The following is a 17,212-nucleotide window of genomic DNA, read 5'->3' on the forward strand; positions in this document are numbered from 1 at the left end:
AACCCCAGGCGCCGCGCCTGTCCTGCCCCGCCAGCTGGCCTCGGGCGTGACCATCCGCGACATGCTCCCTGACGACATCCCGGCCGTCCACGAGCTGGAGGTCCGGCTGTTCCCCGTGGACGCGTGGCCGGTGCAGATGTTCTGGGACGAACTCGTGCAGCCGGAGACGCGCCGGTACCTCGTGGCGGAGGCACCGGACGGCATCGTCGGCTATGCCGGACTGATGTGCGTGGAGCCGATCGCCGACGTCCAGACGATCGCCGTCGTCCCCGAATACGAAGGCAAAGGAATCGGCACAGCGCTCCTCACCGACCTGATCGCCGAGGGGCGGCGCCGCGGTGCAGCCGACATCCTGCTCGAGGTCCGCGCCGACAACCCGCGCGCCCAGCAGCTGTACATCCGCTTCGGCTTCGAGCAGATCCACGTGCGGAAGAAGTACTACCGCGACGGCGTCGACGCGCTGATCATGCGGCTACAGCTGGAAGACGTACTGTCCGTGCACCAGGACATCGTGCACGACGCCGAATCCCACAACGCCGGACACCAGCGCGCGCAGACCGACGAAGCCGGCCGGGCCGGCGAAACCGCTCCGACGGAGGCAGACCAGAAATGAACCGCTCGCAGCCGCTAGTTCTCGGCATTGAGTCATCGTGCGACGAAACGGGCGTGGGCATCGTCCGCGGCACGGACCTCCTGACCAACACGGTGTCCTCGTCCATGGAGGAGCACGTCCGGTTTGGCGGCGTCATCCCGGAAATCGCTTCGCGCGCCCACCTGGATGCCTTTGTTCCAGCCCTGCAGGCGGCGTTGGCTGAGGCGGACGTGACGCTGGACGATGTCGATGCCATCGCGGTGACGTCCGGTCCTGGGCTGGCCGGTGCACTGATGGTGGGCGTGTGCGCCGCCAAGGCGCTGGCCGTTGCCACCGGCAAGCCGCTCTATGCCATCAACCACCTGGTGGCCCACGTGGGGGTCGGCCTGCTTAACTCCCGGCCCGGCGCGGCCACAGACACAGAAAAGCCGGTCCTGCCCGACAACCTGGGCGCCCTGCTGGTGTCCGGCGGCCATACCGAGATCCTGCGCATCCGCAGCATCACCGACGATGTCGAGCTGCTCGGCTCCACCATCGACGACGCCGCCGGTGAAGCGTACGACAAGGTGGCACGGATCCTCGGCCTCGGCTACCCCGGCGGCCCGGCCATTGACCGGCTGGCGCGCGAAGGCAACGCCAAGGCCATCCGGTTCCCCCGCGGGTTGACGCAGCCCAAGTACATGGGCACTGCGGAGGAGCCCGGCCGGCACCGCTATGACTGGTCGTTCAGCGGCCTGAAGACCGCGGTGGCCCGGTGCGTGGAGCAGTTCGAAGCCGCGGGCGAACCCGTGCCGGTGGCAGACATTGCCGCAGCCTTCCAGGAGGCCGTGGTGGATGTCATCACCTCGAAGGCTGTCCTGGCCTGCCGCGAGCGTGGCATCACGGACGTGCTGCTGGGCGGGGGAGTGGCGGCCAATTCGCGGCTGCGGCAGCTGACCGAACAGCGCTGCTCGGCCGCCGGCATCACCCTGCACGTTCCGCCGCTGGACCTGTGCACGGACAACGGCGCGATGGTGGCAGCCCTCGGCGCGCAGCTGGTCATGGCCGGCATCGAACCCAGCGGCATCAATTTCGCGCCGGACTCCTCCATGCCGGTCACCACGGTTTCGGCGAAAAGTGAGTCGCAGATCAGGGCGTTCTCGGCGCTGGGAACGCCCTCTGCTGCTACCTAGTTGGGTCAGGCCGTGGGGCCGTTCCGCATCTGCTTCACGAGATCGAGGACCACGGCCTGCAGGTTGCCGCCGCTCTCGGCAGCCACCCGGCGCTGGCGCTGGTATCCCGCGCCGCGGCTGATGATCTTTTCCACGTCGGCCAGCTCATCCGGGCAGCCCAGCTTCGCGGCGATGGGCTCGAGCCGGTTGAGTGTCTCCAGCAGGTGGTCCGTGACGAGCTGCTCGTTGCCTTCGGCGTCGAGGATGATGATCGCGTCCATGCCATAGCGGGCAGCCCGCCACTTGTTCTCCTGGACGTGCCACGGCGGCATGGTGGGGATGCTGCCGCCAGCGTCGAGGGTGTTCGAGAATTCGTGGACCAGGCACTGCGTCAGGGCCGCCACGGCGCCCACTTCCTCGAGCGTGGCCAGGCCGTCGCAGATGCGCATCTCAACGGTGCCCAGGGCCGGCACCGGGCGGATGTCCCAGCGGATCTCGGAAATGGTGTCGATCACGCCGGTGGTGAACATGTCCTGGACGTAGGACTCGTATTCTTCCCAGCTGGCGAACTGGAACGGCAGTCCCGCCGTCGGCAGCTGCTGGAACATGAGGGCGCGCTGGGAGGCGTAGCCGGTGTCCTCGCCGCCCCAGAACGGGCTGGACGCGGACAGGGCCTGGAAATGCGGGAAGTAGTTGACCAGGCCGTCGAGCACGGGGAGGACCTTGTCCCGCCGGTCGAGGCCGACGTGGACGTGCACCCCGTAGATCACCATCTGCCGGCCCCACCACTGTGTGCGGTCGATCAGCTTGGCGTAGCGTTCCTTGTCCGTGACCGGCTGCAGCTGCGGCGGGCTGAACGGGTGGCTCCCGGCGCAGAACACTTCAACGCCCATCGGATCCGTGACTTCACGGACTGCGGCCAGGGAACGGGCGAGGTCTTCCTTCGCTTCGGCGGCGGTCTCGCAGATGCCGGTGACCAGCTCCACGGTATTGAGCAGCAGTTCCTGCTTGATGTGCGGGTGTTCGTCATCCTCATTCAGCTCGGGGTGCCGCGCGGCAACCCCGCGCAGGACCTCGTTGGCCACCGACGACAGCTCACCGGTCTGCGCGTCCACCAGGGCAAGTTCCCATTCCACACCAAGAGTTGATTGCCTGGATGAAGCGAAATCAATCTTCATGTGTTCCTCACTGTTTGGTGGCAAATGCCGATGGTCCGCCGTCCGTTCCTGGCGAACAGCTGGCAGGGGAACGGTCACTCAAGTCTAGTGCAGGGGTAGCATCGACGTGATGGCTTGGCTACACAGGGCGCGTGAGAGTGTTCACAAAACCCGCCGCCCCAAATCCCCCAGACAACATTCCGGCACTGCATGCACCCGGACTGCGGCAGCGCTCGCGGCGCTGTTCGCCGTTGCGTCGTGCACGGCGCCACCCTCACCTGGGCCGGAACAAAGCACGACGACGGCGCCCGCGGCTTCCGCTTCCGGCTCACCCGGGGCGCCCCAGACCGCCTTGCCGAAGACAGGCACACCCCAGACGGGTGCGCACGGCCCGGCCCCGTCCGCGGGGAAGCCCGCTCCGAAGGAAACTGCGGCGCTGGGCTGGGGCCCGCAGCAGCGGGACGCGGACGCTGCCGCCGCGGCGGTGGCGAAAATGACCCTGGAGGAGCAGGCCGGGCAGGTCCTCCTGCCCTTCTACACCGGCCTCGATCATGAAGCCCAGGCCGCCATGGTGGAGCGCCTGCACCTTGCCGGCTCCATGATCATGGCCGACAACGTTCCCGGAACCGCCACCGGCCTGGTGGACGTCCCGGCGCTGGCCGGAGTGACGCGCAGGCTGGACAAGGCGTCGCGCTCCGGGGGCCGCACCTGGCCCGGGCTGATCGGCGTCGACCAGGAAGGCGGAGCGGTCAGCCGTGTCGGCGCCCCGCTGACCCGCTGGCCCACTCCCATGAGCTACGGCGCAGCCGGCAGCGTGCCCCTGGCGGCCGACGCCGGAAAGGGGCTTGCGGCAGAGCTCGCGCCGCTGGGCTTCACCGTGGACTTCGCACCCGCGGCCGACGTCACGATGGGCCCCGCCGATCCCACCATCGGCGCGCGGTCCATGTCCGCCGACGCCCGGGCAGCGGCTTCCCTGAGTGCCGGCTTCACCAAAGGCATGCTGGCCGGCGGGGTGCTGCCCACCGTCAAGCACTTCCCCGGACACGGCTCCGTGACCACCGATTCCCACAAGGACCTCCCCGTCCAGAACGCCACCCTCGGGCAGCTGAAAGCGCGGGACTGGCAGCCGTTCCGGTCCGCGGTCACCGCAGGTGCGCCCATGATCATGACCGGGCACATCGCGGCGCGGGCACTGGAGCCGGGCGTGCCCGCGTCCCTCTCGAAGCCAACCTACAGGGCCCTCCGCGGCCTGGGCTTCAAGGGCGTGGCGGTTACCGACGGGCTGAACATGGGTGCGGTGGCCGGCCGCTATCCCCGTGGGTCGGCGGCGCCCGCCGCGCTGGCAGCCGGAGCGGACCTGCTGCTGATGCCGGCAGATGCCGCCGCCGCCCATGCCGCCATCGTCAGTGCGGTCAGGGACAGAAAGCTCCCGATGGAACGCCTCGAGGACGCGGCCCGCCGCGTGGTCACCATGATGATCTGGCGCGGACGGACGGCGCAGCCGAAGCCCCCGGCAGCGCCGGGCAGCGGCGAGGCACTGTCCGCGAAGATTTCGGCCCGCGCCATCACGGTGGTGGCCGGCCGGTGCAAGGGCGCTGCCGTGCGCGGCTCCGTGCGCGTGGCAGGCGGTTCTCCGGTGGACCGGGCCCGTTTTGCCGCTGCGGCCAAGGACGCGGGGATCACGCTGGGGACGAAGGGCCCGCTGGTCAGCCTGATCGGCTACGGTGCCGACCCTGCGAAGGGCGATATTGCGGTGGCGCTTGACGCGCCCTGGCCGTTGGCGCAGTCGGTCGCGCCCACGAAGATCGCCCTCTACGGCCGGACGCCCGGAGCGTACAAGGCCCTGCTGGCTGTCTTGGCGGGGAAGGCGACCGCCCCCGGAAAGCTGCCGGCCGCCGTCGGGCCCTACCGCCCCGGCACCGGCTGCCGATAACAACCGGCTGCAGGTGACAGCAGCCGGTAATAAAGGCAGTGCCGCCGTTTAATGGAGGGGTGCCGATTCTGAATAAAGACATGACCCTGTGCATCTCCCTCTCGGCCCGGCCGAGCAACAACGGGACCCGCTTCCACAACCACCTGTACGAGCAGCTGGGCCTGAACTGGATCTACAAGGCCTTCGCGCCCGCCGACCTTGCCCAGGCGATCGCGGGCGTCCGCGGTTTGGGGATCCGGGGCTGCGCCGTCTCCATGCCCTACAAGGAGGATGTGATCGCCCTGGTGGATGCCATGGACCCGTCCGCCAAGGCCATCGACTCCGTCAACACCATCGTCAATGACGGCGGCCGGCTGACCGCGTACAACACGGACTACACGGCGATCGAGCAGCTGCTGCAGCGCAATGCCGTGCCGGTGGAATCATCGGTGCTGCTCAAGGGCGCGGGCGGCATGGCCAAGGCCACCGCCGCAGCCCTGCGCGACGCCGGGTTCAAGGACGTCACCATCATCGCCCGCAACGAGGCAGCCGGCCGGGCGCTCGCCGACCTCTACGGCTTCGGCTGGCGTGCGGAGCTCGGCACCGGCCCGGAGGCCGCCGCGGACATGGCCATCAACGTGACTCCCGTGGGAATGGCCGGGGGACCGGAGGCGGATGCGCTGTCCTTCCCCGCCGAAACCATCGAGGCCGCCAAGGTGGTCTTCGACGTGGTGGCGCTGCCGGCCGAAACGCCGCTTATCAAGGCCGGGCGGGAAGCCGGCAAGCAGGTCATCACCGGCGCCGAGGTGGCCACCATCCAGGCGCTGGAGCAGTTCGTGCTGTACACGGGCATCCGGCCCACGGACCAGCAGGTCCGCGACGCCGAGGCGTTCGTCCGCGCCCAGTAGGCACCGCGGCCCCGGCAGTTAGACGGGCTCCACGGAGACAGCCACTCTTTCTTCCCCGATCCGGGTGAGGACGAGGGTGGCTGTCTTCTTGCCCGCGGCCTTGGCACCGGCTTTACCCCCGGGCAGCAGCTGCTTGCGCAGCTCCTCCGGGGTGACTGACGTGCCGCGTTTCTTGATATCCAAAACGCCGACGCCCTTCTCCCGGACCCAGGCCTTAAGCGCCTTGACGTTGAACGGCATGACCTCCAGGACCCGGTAGGCCCGGGCAAACGGAGTGTCCAGCAGCTCCGGGGCGCAGATGTAGGCGATGTGCTCGTCCACGAGGTGCCCGCCCAGGTCCAGGGCCAGGTCGGCCACGAGCCCGGCACGGATGACGGCGCCGTCCGGCTCGTACAGGAATCCCTCCACCGGGCCCACGGGGGCCGCGGGGCCGGCGTCGAACTCCTCCCCGCTGGTGAGTTCGGCGGCGCCTTCCGCGCCAATCACCAGGGCGGCACGGCGGATGCCGGCACGGGCCACGGCGTTGAACCACAGCGTGACTTCCGTGACATCGCCGCCCACCGAGACCCACTGCGCCTCACAGCCGGCAGGCACCGACTCGTGCGGCATGCCCGGCCCCATCTTGACGCCGACGGCGCGACCCGCGGCGGCCAGCGACTCCACGAAGGACAGCGGGGGAGAGAAGGCCTCCGGGTCCCAGATCCGCTTGGTGCCGGACGTTGTGGTGGTGCGCCGGGCGGGGTCCAGCCAGACGCCGGCCCCATCCTCCAGCGCTACCGACGTCGCGTCCGAATGGACCACCGAGGCGTGCGGAAACGGGATGAGGTTGATGGTGGCGCAGGCAGCGGTGGTCTCATCGACCTCCACGGCGGTCACTGCGATGTCCAGTGACGCCAGGGCCATGGCATCCGCGCCGAGCCCGCAGCCGAGGTCGGCAACGTGGCGGACGCCCGCCTGGGCAAAGCGCTGGGCGTGCCGGGCGGCAACGTTGAGCCGGGTGGCCTGCTCCAGACCGGCCTGGGTGAACAGCATCTGCCGGGCGAACTCGCCGAACTTGGCCTCGGCCCTGGTCCGGAGCCGTGACTGGGTTAGGACGGCGGAGACGAGTTCGGGGGAGTGCCCGGCCTTGCGCAGGCCCGTGCTGAGGGTGAAGGACTCGTCCTCCCGGTAGGGTCCGAGCGAGGCCAGCAGCTCCCATCCTTCTTCCGTGAGGAGCGGGGCGATCTGGTCCTGCGGTGCTTCAGACATGGGAACAAGCCTAGTGGAGCGGCCGCCCCAACCTCTTCCCGATAGGGTGGTCTGAATGGAATCCAGCGAAACGCCAACCCCAGGCCAGTCCGATTCAGGCCAGCCCGAAAGCACCAACCCCGGCCCGGCGGAGCATAGCCGCCTGGTCCGGTACGCGCGCCCCGTGCTGATCGCCGGCTCCGTAATCGCCGTGGTCTGCCTTGTCCTTCTGGTGATCATCTTCCTGCTGGACTCCTTCAACGCCACCGTCTACTCCGTGGGCGGCAAGAACATCAGCGACGCCACCGAGGAAGCCCGGCAGATCCGGGACCTGTACCTGGGCGCGCGTATTGGCGGCATCGTGGTGCTTATCGTGTCGGCCGTGATCGCGGCGGCCGCCGCTGTCGTGCTCGTCCGCGACCAGCGCAAAGCGGGGGACGAAGACGCCGACGGCGGCGAGGACCTGGGGTTCGACGACCTCGCTGGACGCTGACCTACCAGCGCTGCGTTTTGTGCCCGCGCCGGTTACGGCGGATGAAATTCTGGCACTCACCTTGACCGAGTGCTAACCCCTTACATAGAGTCATCATTAGCACTCTCCCTAGGAGGGTGCTAACACACGAAGAGCTGCCAGCCTGGCTGCTGCCGGCACCGCGACGACGGTCTGCCGCCATGGCGCAACAGTTTTTACTGTCCATGAATTTTGACGAAAAGGAGAGGTCCGAGTGTCGGTCTCTATTAAGCCTCTTGAGGATCGCATTGTTGTCCGCCCGCTCGAAGCCGAGCAGACCACGGCTTCCGGCCTGGTCATCCCGGACTCCGCACAGGAGAAGCCGCAGGAAGGCGAAGTTGTTGCAGTAGGCCCCGGCCGCTTCGAAGACGGCAACCGCGTACCGGTCGACGTAGCCGTTGGCGACGTCGTCATCTACTCCAAGTACGGCGGAACCGAAGTCAAGACCGGCGGCACCGAGTACCTCGTGCTCTCCGCCCGCGACGTTCTGGCGATCGTCGTCAAGTAACTCTTTGGATCCCCGTGCAGCTTGCCCGCGTCTGATGTCATTCCGGCCGGGCGGCTGCACGGGGTTCTGTCTTGAAAGGACAAACCATGGCAAAGCAGCTTGCGTTTAACGACGCTGCCCGCCGGTCGCTTGAAGCCGGCATCGACAAGCTCGCCAACACGGTCAAGGTGACCCTTGGTCCCCGCGGCCGCAACGTCGTGCTGGACAAGAAGTGGGGCGCCCCGACCATCACCAACGACGGCGTGACCATCGCCCGGGAAGTCGAGCTGGACGACCCGTACGAGAACCTTGGCGCCCAGCTGGCCAAGGAAGTCGCCACCAAGACGAACGACGTCGCCGGTGACGGCACCACCACCGCAACCGTGCTCGCCCAGGCCCTGGTCAAGGAAGGCCTGCGCAACGTTGCCGCCGGCGCCGCTCCGGGCCAGATCAAGCGCGGCATCGAGGTCTCCGTCGAGGCCATCGCAGCCCGCCTGCTGGAGAACGCCCGTCCCGTCGAGGGCACCCAGGTGGCCAACGTTGCCGCCATCTCCGCCCAGAGCGACGAGGTGGGCGAGCTGCTCGCCGAGGCGTTCGGCAAGGTCGGCAAGGATGGTGTGATCACCATCGAGGAATCCTCCACCACGCAGACCGAGCTGGCTCTGACCGAAGGCATGCAGTTCGACAAGGGCTACCTGTCCCCGTACTTCATCACCGACACCGAGCGCCAGGAAGCCGTCCTCGAGGACGCCCTCATCCTGATCAACCAGGGCAAGATCTCCTCCGTGCAGGAATTCCTGCCGCTGCTGGAGAAGGCGCTGCAGAGCTCCAAGCCGCTGTTCATCATCGCCGAGGACGTTGACGGCGAGGCCCTGTCCACGCTGATCGTCAACCGCATCCGCGGCACCCTGAACGTGGTTGCCGTCAAGGCTCCGGGCTTCGGCGACCGCCGCAAGGCCATGCTGCAGGACATCGCGACGCTGACCGGCGCCCAGGTTGTGTCCCCGGAACTGGGCCTGAGCCTGGACTCCGTGGGCCTCGAGGTGCTGGGTACCGCCCGCCGCATCACGGTGACCAAGGACAACACCACCATCGTCGACGGCGCCGGTTCGGCCGAGGACGTATCGGCACGTGTTGCCCAGCTGCGCGCCGAGCTGACCCGCACCGATTCCGACTGGGACCGGGAAAAGCTGCAGGAACGCCTGGCCAAGCTGGCCGGCGGCATCGGCGTGATCAAGGTCGGCGCAGCCACCGAGGTTGAGCTGAAGGAAAAGAAGCACCGCATCGAAGATGCTGTGTCCTCCACCCGCGCCGCCCTCGAAGAAGGCATCGTGGCCGGTGGCGGTTCCGCCCTGATCCACGCGCTGAAGGCACTCGACGAGGACCCGGCCGTCACGGCACTCGAGGGTGACGCGGCTGCTGCCGTCGGCATCGTCCGCCGTGCGCTGGTCCAGCCGCTGCGCTGGATCGCCCAGAACGCCGGCCACGACGGCTATGTCGTGACCGCCCGGGTTGCCGAGCAGGACAACAACCACGGCTTCAACGCCAAGTCCGGCGAGTACGAGGACCTGATCGCCGCCGGCGTCATTGACCCGGTCAAGGTCACCCGTGCAGCCCTGCGCAACGCGGCTTCCATCGCCGCACTGGTGCTCACCACCGAAACCCTCGTGGCTGACAAGCCCGCCGAGGAAGACGAGCACGCAGGCCACAGCCACTAGGCTGCAGCCCGCTCCCGCGGTGTCACAAGGAGGCCCGTCCAGCTGCCGCTGGCCGGGCCTCCTTTGCGCTTTCGGGAGCGTTTTCCCAGCTGAGACGCCGGTCACACGCCGCGTGTTTGATTCGTCTGGAATGTCACGAATCGGTAACATGGGTACTTTGTGATGCCGTTTGAGGGGTTATCTGTGCCAGAAGCGAGATCGACGGACCCGCTGAAAAGCATGCCGCGCGAGGAGCCGGCGGGAAAAGAAAACCATGAGCCGCGGGCTGCCCGGCTGAAGGCCAAGCCGGGCTACCGGCCCGAGGTCCAGGGCCTCCGCGCCCTGGCGGTGCTCATGGTGGTCACCTACCACGTGTGGCTTGGCCGGGTTTCCGGCGGCGTGGACATCTTCCTCCTCATCTCCGCGTTCCTGCTGACCATGTCCTTCGTCCGCAAGGTGGAGAACGGCACGCCTCTGCGCCTCGTCAGCCACTGGCTGCACCTCTTCAAGCGGCTGATCCCGGCCGCCGTCGTCGTGATCCTCGGTGTCCTGGCCGGAACCTGGCTGGTCCTGCCGCAGAGCCGCTGGCCCGACGTCCTCAATGAGGCCTGGGCATCCCTGCTCTACGGGCAGAACTGGCTGCTGGCCAACACCGCGGTGGACTACTACGCACAGGACCACTCCGGCGCCAGCCCGCTCCAGCACTTCTGGTCGCTGTCCATCCAGGGCCAGGTCTTCATTCTCTGGCCCCTCATCTTCGCCGGCTCAGCACTGGTGTGGCGGGTGCTGCGGCGCCGCCGGGACGTCAGCTACCGGACCGTCCTGATGGTTGCCTTCGGCGGCATCTTCATCGCTTCCCTGGTGTTCTCGATCGACCAGACCGCCAGCAACCAGGCCTACGCCTACTTCGACACCCGGACCCGGCTGTGGGAGTTCGCGCTGGGATCACTGCTGGCACTGGCGCTGCCCTACCTGAAGCCGGGCAAGGCGCTGCGCGTGGTCCTGGGCTGGGCAGGCCTCGCCGCCATGATCTCCTGCGGCCTGGTCCTCACCGTGGACCGGTCCTTCCCGGGCTTCATCGCACTGTGGCCCACGCTGGCCGCGGCCGCCATCATCGTCGCCGGGCAAAGCGGCAGCCGGTTCGGCGTGGACCGCCTCCTCTGCTCCAAACCCCTCGTGGCTTTGGGGGACAACTCCTACGCCCTGTACCTCTGGCACTGGCCCGTCCTGGTGCTGTCCCTTGCGGCCACCGGCATCGAAAAGCCCAACCTGGTCCAGGGCCTCGCCGTCGTGGCAGGTTCAGTGGTCCTGGCCGTGCTGACCACCCGCTTCGTCGAGAAGCCCCTGCGCGAATGGCACTGGCCGCAGCTGCGGGCCTGGCGCACCGCCGTCGTAATTATTGCCTGCGGCGCCCTGCTGGCCGGTCCGGTTGCATTGTGGCAGACCAGGCTGAATGCCGAGGAGGCGGCAGCAGCGGCGCAGCCGCGCGAGCTGACTCCCGGCGCCGCGGCGCTGGCGCCCGAAAACGCCGGCAAGGCGACGCCGGAAGCCACCGTGATCCCGGCCCCGGCCGCCATGAAAAACGAGTGGGCGGACATCGACGGGCTGTGCACCGACGATAACGTCCCCAGCGACCCCCTGCTCAACGGCTGCCTGCAGAACAGCAAGCCGGACAAGGTCACCAAGCGGATCGTGGTGCTCGGCGACTCCCACGCGCAGCAGTACATGGCCGCGCTTGGCCCCATCGCCCGGGACCACGGCTGGGAGGTGGTCACCCTCCTGAAGGGCAACTGCCGGTTCGGCGCCGAATCCACGGAGCGCGACGCCGACTGCAACGCCTTCAACAAGGCCAGCGCCGCGTACGTCATGGAGCACAAGCCGGACGCGGTGTTCACCGTGGCGTCCCTCACGCACAAGGAAGCGCCGTTCGAAACCGAGGTGCCCGGCTACCTGGAGGGCATCAAGCCGTTCACCGACGCCGGGATCGACGTGGTGGGCGTCCGGGACAACCCCCGCTTCGCCATCAACATGCCCGAATGCGTCCAGAAGTACGGCACCGAAGCGCCGGAATGCAACCCGCCGCTGGGTGAGTCGCTGGCCGCCAGGTCCCCGCTGGATGCGTACCGGGGCAAGGTGGACGGGCTGCACCTGATGGACATGAGCGACTTCATCTGCGCGGACGGCATCTGCCCGGCCGTGGTGGGCAACGTGTACGTCTACAAGGACGACAACCACCTCACCAAGACGTACGTCCAGTCCATGATTCCGATGTTCGAGAAGCGGCTCCTGGCGTCCACGGGGTGGAAGTAACGGGCCGGCCATAGTGCCGTTGCTCACAATGCCGGCGCGGAATATGGGGATCGCCGCCAAGGTTCTAGTATTAATTCAATTCCTCCAGAACCACCTCCTGGCCCCGCTTTAACCAGCACAGGGCCAACGCTGCACAGGCCAGTCCCGTAATGACGGGCTGGTCATCGGCTGCAACCCCTACCCGTGAACCTGTAAACCAAGGTAAGAGGCGCACTCATGACCCAGCCCGAGCACGACCCCTTCGGCTTCATCGGCCTGACGTACGACGACGTCCTGCTGCTTCCCGGCCACACCGACGTGATCCCCTCCGAGGCCGACACGTCGTCCCGGATCTCCAAGCGCATCACCGTCCAGACGCCGCTGCTGTCCGCGGCCATGGACACCGTCACCGAATCCCGGATGGCAATCGCCATGGCACGCCAGGGCGGCCTCGGCGTGGTCCACCGCAACCTCGCGATCGATGACCAGGCCGACCAGGTGGACCGCGTCAAGCGCAGCGAGTCGGGCATGATCACCAACCCGCTCACCATCGGCCCCGAGGCCACGCTGCAGGAACTCGACGAGCTGTGCGCCCGTTACCGTGTCTCCGGCCTTCCCGTGGTCGACGACGGCAACCGCCTCCTCGGCATCGTCACCAACCGCGACACCCGCTTCGTGCCGGAATCCGACTTCCCGATCCGCCTGGTCAGCGACGTCATGACCAAGATGCCGCTGGTCACCGGCCACGTCGGCATCAGCCGCGAAGAGGCCTCGCACAAGCTGGCCACGAACAAGATCGAGAAGCTTCCGCTGGTGGACGAGCAGGGGCGCCTGAAGGGCCTCATTACCACCAAGGACTTCACCAAGGCCGAGCAGTACCCGCTGGCCACCAAGGACGACGAGGGCCGGCTGCGCGTCGGTGCCGCCATCGGCTTCTTCGGTGACGGCTGGGAGCGCGCCATGAAGCTCATCGACGCCGGTGTGGACGCCCTCTTCGTGGACACCGCGAACGGCCACTCGCAGGGCGTGCTGGACATGATCCGCCGCCTGAAGTCCGATCCGGTTGCCGCGCACGTGGACATCATCGGCGGCCAGGCTGCCACCCGCGAAGGCGCCCAGGCGCTGATCGACGCCGGTGCCGACGGCATCAAGGTGGGCGTCGGCCCGGGCTCCATCTGCACCACGCGCGTGGTGGCCGGTGTGGGCGTTCCGCAGATCACCGCCATCTACGAATCGGCCAAGGCCGCCATTCCGGCCGGTGTTCCGCTGATCGCCGACGGCGGCCTGCAGTACTCGGGCGACATCGGCAAGGCGCTGGTTGCCGGCGCTGACACCGTGATGCTCGGCTCCCTGCTGGCCGGCTGTGACGAATCCCCGGGCGAGCTGATCTTCGTCAACGGCAAGCAGTTCAAGAGCTACCGCGGCATGGGCTCCCTCGGCGCCATGCAGTCGCGCGGCAAGAACACGTCCTACTCCAAGGACCGCTACTTCCAGGCCGACGTCTCCGGCGATGACAAGCTCATCCCCGAAGGCATCGAAGGCCGCGTGGCCTACCGCGGCCCGCTCGCCTCGGTGGCGTACCAGCTGGTGGGCGGCCTCCGCCAGACCATGTTCTACACCGGCGCGCCGACCGTCGCCGAGCTGAAGGCCCGCGGCAAGTTCGTCCGGATCACCCCGGCCGGCCTGAAGGAATCGCACCCGCACGACATCCAGATGACCGTCGAGGCGCCGAACTACGGTTCCCGCTAGTCCACACGAAGGCCGGGATGGGCAGTTCTGCCCATCCCGGCTTTTTCGTGCCCTAAAGTACAATCGATGGACAAACGTCTGGTGAGCCTTTGGGGGAAGATTTGGCGAAGGTGCCGGGCGGGCTGGCCATCTCGGTTTTCGAAAATGACACCTCGAGCCTGATGTCCTGCCGTGGCGAACAGAAAAAGTGGGCTGGAACCGGCCAGGTGCAGCTCCGGCCCGGCCTCGACCGGGACACGTTTCTGGACGGTGTGAAGAGGGCCTTCTCGGATCGGCCCGGTTGGGCTGCGGCCGACTCCGAGGACAACGACGGCGGACGGGGCGCCGGGACTAGGCTGGAGCCATGTCCCAACCTCGCCATCCCGCCGAACTGAACCCAAAAAGGGAGCCCCAGCGGCGGCTGGCACTGAAGCCCTATGCCCGCGCCGTGGCCCAGGTGCTGCGCGTCAGTTTCCGCGCGTCGCCGGGTGCCGTGCTCATGAAGGTGGCCGGCTCGCTGATTTCGGCGGTGCTGCCGCTGGTCACCACCTACTTCGCCGGCCTGACCACCACGGCGCTGGCGGCCGCCTACAGCGGGGATGCCGCCGCCGGGCAGCAGGCCATCGTCTACGTCATCATCACCGCCGCGCTGGGCCTGTTCTGGGGCGCCTTCGGCAGCCTGGACCGCTACATCCAGCAGGTCATGAGCTTCCGGGTCGGCGCCATCGTGGGCGACCTGATGTATGAACGGTTCCTTGCGCTGGATTTCTGGCAGTACGACGACAAGGAAACCGTAGACCTCTACGACCGCGCCAAGCGGTTCTCCGACTCCTACGCCAGGGTCCTGGACCGGATCGCGGCCATCTTCACGCAACTGGTGTCGGTGATCCTGGCCATCGGCGCGCTCCTGCTCGTGAGCTGGTGGATCGCCGTGATCGTGCTGGTGGCGATCGTTCCCAGCGTCTACCTGCAGTTCAAGCTGTCCCGGGAGCAGATCGCTCACTGGAACACCCAGGTGGATTCGCGGCGGCAGCGGCGGATGATCGAGACCAACCTGCTCCGCCCGCAGCACATCGCCGAGATGCGCCTGTACGGGATCGTCGGATACCTGATGGATCTGCGTTCCCGGCTCCGCGACGCCGACGAGAAGCGCCGGCTGGATTTTCAGAAGCGGTACATCCCCAAGCAGCTGGCCGCCGATGCCCTGCAGTACGCCGCGGAGGTTGTCTCACTCATCTGGGTGGTGGGCCAGATCATCGCCCGCGCCCAGCCCGTGGGACAGTTCCTTTACGTCCAGCAGATCGTCAGCCGGGCGCTGTCCACGGCGAACAACCTGGTTTCCTCGCTCAGCTCCATCGACGAGGACCTGGCCAACCTGAAGGACTACGAGCTGTTCATGGCGCTGCCCGTGCATTCCAGCCATGCACCGCCGCTGCTCGAGGCGCCCAAGACGGTTGAGCTGCGGGACATCCGCTTCACCTATACCGGCAGCGACATCGAAGTGATCCGCGGTATCAGCATGACCATCCGCGAGGGCCAGCACATCGCCATCGTGGGGGAGAACGGCGCCGGGAAGTCCACGCTGATCCGCATCCTGGCCGGGCTTTACCGCCCGGACTCAGGCCAGGTGATGCTCGACGGCGTGGATCTCGCCGCCGTGGACGTCACCTCCTGGCACCGCCATCTGGCGGTGCTCAGCCAGGAGTTCCTCAAGTACGAGTTCGCCACCGCGGCGGAAAACATCCTCTTCGGCGACATCGACTCACCCCGCGACGACGGGCGGATCAGCCGTGCGGCCTCCGATGCCGAGGCGCTGGAGTTCATCAACAAGCTCCCCAACGGCCTGGACAACCACGTCAGCAACTGGATGGAGGATCCGCGCGGCCGCAAGGGGAGCGGACTGAGCGGCGGACAGTGGCAGCGGCTGGCCATGGCCCGGAACTTCTACCGCAACGCATCCTTCATGGTCATGGACGAGCCCACCTCCGCCATCGACGCGCTGGCGGAGCACCGCATCTTCACCAGGCTGTTCGCCGAACGCAGCAGCACCATCATCGCCATCAGCCACCGGCTCGCCACGATCGAGAAGGCGGACATCGTGTACATGCTGGAGGACGGCCGGATCGTGGAGCAAGGCACGCACCGGGAGTTGGTGGCGCTCCGCGGCCGCTACTTCCGGATGTTCGAGTCCCAGCTCAGCGTCGAGGAGGCCGGGGGGATCTGACACGGCACTTCTGCCAGATCCCCACCACGGCGCGCAGGCCGGAAGCGGTTCCGATGCCAGCCAGGTGGCCGCCGAACACCCACCGCCTGCCCATCGGCCTACTCCAGCTGGGATAACCTAGAGCAGTGACTTACGAGATTGAGATTGGCCGTGGCAAGCGTGGGCGTCGTGCCTACTCCCTGGACGACATTGCGATCGTCCCCAACCGTCGCACCCGTGACCCCAAGGACGTCTCCGTCTCGTGGCAGATCGATGCCTACAAGTTCGACATGCCGGTCATCGCGGCACCCATGGACTCTGCCATGTCCCCGGCGACGGCCATCACGCTCGGCAAGCTCGGCGGCCTGGGCGTCCTGGACCTCGAGGGCCTCTGGACCCGGTACGAGGATCCGCAGCCGGTGCTGGAAGAGATCGGCGCCCTCGCGGATGAGACCAACAGCCCTGCCGTCACGCGCAGGATGCAGGAGCTCTACCAGGCACCCATCCAGCCCGAACTGATCACGTCCCGGCTGGCCGAAATCCGCGCCGCCGGCATCACCGTGGCCGGCTCCCTGACCCCGCAGCGCACCCAGGAACACTACAAGACCGTGGTAGCTGCCGGCGTCGACATCTTTGTGATCCGCGGAACCACGGTTTCCGCCGAGCACGTCTCGAAGGACCACGAACCGCTGAACCTCAAGCAGTTCATCTACGAACTCGACGTCCCCGTCATCGTGGGCGGTGCCGCCGGCTACACGCCCGCCCTGCACCTCATGCGCACCGGCGCCGCCGGTGTCCTGGTCGGGTTCGGCGGGGGCGCCACCACCACCACGCGCCGCGCCCTGGGCATCCACTCGCCCATGGCCTCCGCCATCTCCGACGTCGCCGCCGCCCGCCGCGACTACATGGACGAGTCCGGCGGACGCTACGTCCACGTGATCGCCGACGGCGGCATGGGCACCTCGGGTGACATCGTCAAGGCCATCGCCATGGGCGCCGACGCCGTTATGCTCGGCACGGCCCTCGCCCGGGCAGAGGAAGCCCCCGGAAAGGGCTGGCACTGGGGCCAGGAGGCACACCACCTGGAACTGCCGCGCGGCGACAGGGTCAACATCGGAACTGTCGGCCCGCTGGAAGAGGTGCTCTTCGGACCGGGCCACCACACCAACGGAACCTCCAACCTGATCGGCGCGCTCCGCCGTTCCATGGCCACCACCGGGTACTCGGACCTCAAGGAGTTCCAGCGGGTCGACGTCGTCGTTTCCCCCTACGAGGGAAACTGATCCACAGCCTCTCCCCGCGCCCTGCCCATCGGCAGGCGTACGAAGTACTCTGGTGAACTACAACGTT

General features: G+C 67.6%; 13 protein-coding genes. 11 read left to right on the plus strand and 2 right to left on the minus strand.

Annotation, left to right across the window (positions count from 1 at the left end):
• Positions 1-61 precede the first annotated feature (61 nt).
• Both rimI and tsaD read left to right on the plus strand, forming a co-directional pair.
• Positions 62-613 carry a ribosomal protein S18-alanine N-acetyltransferase gene (gene rimI / locus R5O87_RS20900; RefSeq protein ID WP_410554087.1) on the plus strand — a complete coding sequence of 184 codons (552 nt, stop codon included), beginning with the start codon at positions 62-64 and terminating at the stop codon, positions 611-613.
• Positions 610-1,764 carry a tRNA (adenosine(37)-N6)-threonylcarbamoyltransferase complex transferase subunit TsaD gene (gene tsaD, locus R5O87_RS20905; RefSeq protein ID WP_410553877.1) on the plus strand — a complete coding sequence of 385 codons (1,155 nt, stop codon included), beginning with the start codon at positions 610-612 and terminating at the stop codon, positions 1,762-1,764. The genes rimI and tsaD overlap by 4 nt, the downstream gene beginning before the upstream one ends.
• A gap of 5 nt (positions 1,765-1,769) precedes the next feature.
• Here tsaD and R5O87_RS20910 read toward each other — a convergent pair whose 3' ends face one another.
• Positions 1,770-2,921 (minus strand): glutamate--cysteine ligase, encoded by a 1,152-nt coding sequence (locus R5O87_RS20910; RefSeq protein ID WP_410553878.1) that lies wholly within the window; start codon positions 2,919-2,921, stop codon positions 1,770-1,772.
• 331 nt (positions 2,922-3,252) lie between these two features.
• On the opposite strand from R5O87_RS20910, the gene R5O87_RS20915 reads away from it, so the two are divergent.
• Both R5O87_RS20915 and R5O87_RS20920 read left to right on the plus strand, forming a co-directional pair.
• Positions 3,253-4,833, plus strand: a complete 1,581-nt coding sequence (locus R5O87_RS20915) for a glycoside hydrolase family 3 N-terminal domain-containing protein (RefSeq protein WP_410553879.1) — start codon at positions 3,253-3,255, stop codon at positions 4,831-4,833.
• An 80-nt stretch (positions 4,834-4,913) separates the two neighbouring features.
• Positions 4,914-5,720, plus strand: a complete 807-nt coding sequence (locus R5O87_RS20920; RefSeq protein ID WP_462836347.1) for a shikimate 5-dehydrogenase — start codon at positions 4,914-4,916, stop codon at positions 5,718-5,720.
• A gap of 18 nt (positions 5,721-5,738) precedes the next feature.
• Here R5O87_RS20920 and R5O87_RS20925 read toward each other — a convergent pair whose 3' ends face one another.
• Positions 5,739-6,968: a THUMP-like domain-containing protein gene (locus tag R5O87_RS20925; RefSeq protein ID WP_410553881.1), complete on the minus strand. Its 1,230-nt coding sequence runs from the start codon at positions 6,966-6,968 to the stop codon at positions 5,739-5,741.
• Positions 6,969-7,023: 55 nt separating this feature from the next.
• On the opposite strand from R5O87_RS20925, the gene R5O87_RS20930 reads away from it, so the two are divergent.
• The 7 genes from R5O87_RS20930 (at position 7,024) to R5O87_RS20960 (ending at position 17,145) form a co-directional block, all read left to right on the plus strand.
• A complete protein-coding gene (locus R5O87_RS20930) occupies positions 7,024-7,440 on the plus strand; it encodes a hypothetical protein (RefSeq protein ID WP_410553882.1) in 417 nt (138 codons plus the stop codon).
• A gap of 232 nt (positions 7,441-7,672) precedes the next feature.
• Positions 7,673-7,966 carry a co-chaperone GroES gene (gene groES, locus R5O87_RS20935; RefSeq protein ID WP_003805290.1) on the plus strand — a complete coding sequence of 98 codons (294 nt, stop codon included), beginning with the start codon at positions 7,673-7,675 and terminating at the stop codon, positions 7,964-7,966.
• An 86-nt stretch (positions 7,967-8,052) separates the two neighbouring features.
• Positions 8,053-9,663 (plus strand): chaperonin GroEL, encoded by a 1,611-nt coding sequence (gene groL / locus R5O87_RS20940; RefSeq protein ID WP_410553883.1) that lies wholly within the window; start codon positions 8,053-8,055, stop codon positions 9,661-9,663.
• Positions 9,664-9,882: 219 nt separating this feature from the next.
• Positions 9,883-11,952: an acyltransferase family protein gene (locus R5O87_RS20945; RefSeq protein WP_410554088.1), complete on the plus strand. Its 2,070-nt coding sequence runs from the start codon at positions 9,883-9,885 to the stop codon at positions 11,950-11,952.
• 216 nt (positions 11,953-12,168) lie between these two features.
• On the plus strand, positions 12,169-13,680 hold the full coding sequence (gene guaB, locus R5O87_RS20950; RefSeq protein WP_331575577.1) for an IMP dehydrogenase: 1,512 nt from the start codon (positions 12,169-12,171) through the stop codon (positions 13,678-13,680).
• A 343-nt stretch (positions 13,681-14,023) separates the two neighbouring features.
• The gene (locus R5O87_RS20955; protein WP_410553884.1) at positions 14,024-15,883 is read left to right on the plus strand and encodes an ABC transporter ATP-binding protein; all 1,860 of its coding nucleotides are present in this window, start codon (positions 14,024-14,026) and stop codon (positions 15,881-15,883) included.
• Positions 15,884-16,008: 125 nt separating this feature from the next.
• Positions 16,009-17,145 (plus strand): GuaB3 family IMP dehydrogenase-related protein, encoded by a 1,137-nt coding sequence (locus tag R5O87_RS20960; protein WP_410553885.1) that lies wholly within the window; start codon positions 16,009-16,011, stop codon positions 17,143-17,145.
• Positions 17,146-17,212 lie beyond the last annotated feature (67 nt).

Source organism: Arthrobacter globiformis (assembly GCF_046536215.2).
Classification (GTDB): domain Bacteria; phylum Actinomycetota; class Actinomycetes; order Actinomycetales; family Micrococcaceae; genus Arthrobacter; species Arthrobacter globiformis_E.

Bases quoted from the DNA above. Each gene is read 5' to 3' on its own strand.
- R5O87_RS20910 (WP_410553878.1), bottom strand. From the start codon at position 2,921: ATGAAGATTGATTTCGCTTCATCCAGGCAATCAACTCTTGGTGTGGAA.
- groL (WP_410553883.1), top strand. From the start codon at position 8,053: ATGGCAAAGCAGCTTGCGTTTAACGACGCTGCCCGCCGGTCGCTTGAA.
- R5O87_RS20930 (WP_410553882.1), top strand. From the start codon at position 7,024: ATGGAATCCAGCGAAACGCCAACCCCAGGCCAGTCCGATTCAGGCCAG.
- R5O87_RS20925 (WP_410553881.1), bottom strand. From the start codon at position 6,968: ATGTCTGAAGCACCGCAGGACCAGATCGCCCCGCTCCTCACGGAAGAA.
- guaB (WP_331575577.1), top strand. From the start codon at position 12,169: ATGACCCAGCCCGAGCACGACCCCTTCGGCTTCATCGGCCTGACGTAC.
- R5O87_RS20955 (WP_410553884.1), top strand. From the start codon at position 14,024: ATGTCCCAACCTCGCCATCCCGCCGAACTGAACCCAAAAAGGGAGCCC.
- R5O87_RS20920 (WP_462836347.1), top strand. From the start codon at position 4,914: ATGACCCTGTGCATCTCCCTCTCGGCCCGGCCGAGCAACAACGGGACC.
- rimI (WP_410554087.1), top strand. From the start codon at position 62: ATGCTCCCTGACGACATCCCGGCCGTCCACGAGCTGGAGGTCCGGCTG.
- R5O87_RS20945 (WP_410554088.1), top strand. From the start codon at position 9,883: ATGCCGCGCGAGGAGCCGGCGGGAAAAGAAAACCATGAGCCGCGGGCT.
- tsaD (WP_410553877.1), top strand. From the start codon at position 610: ATGAACCGCTCGCAGCCGCTAGTTCTCGGCATTGAGTCATCGTGCGAC.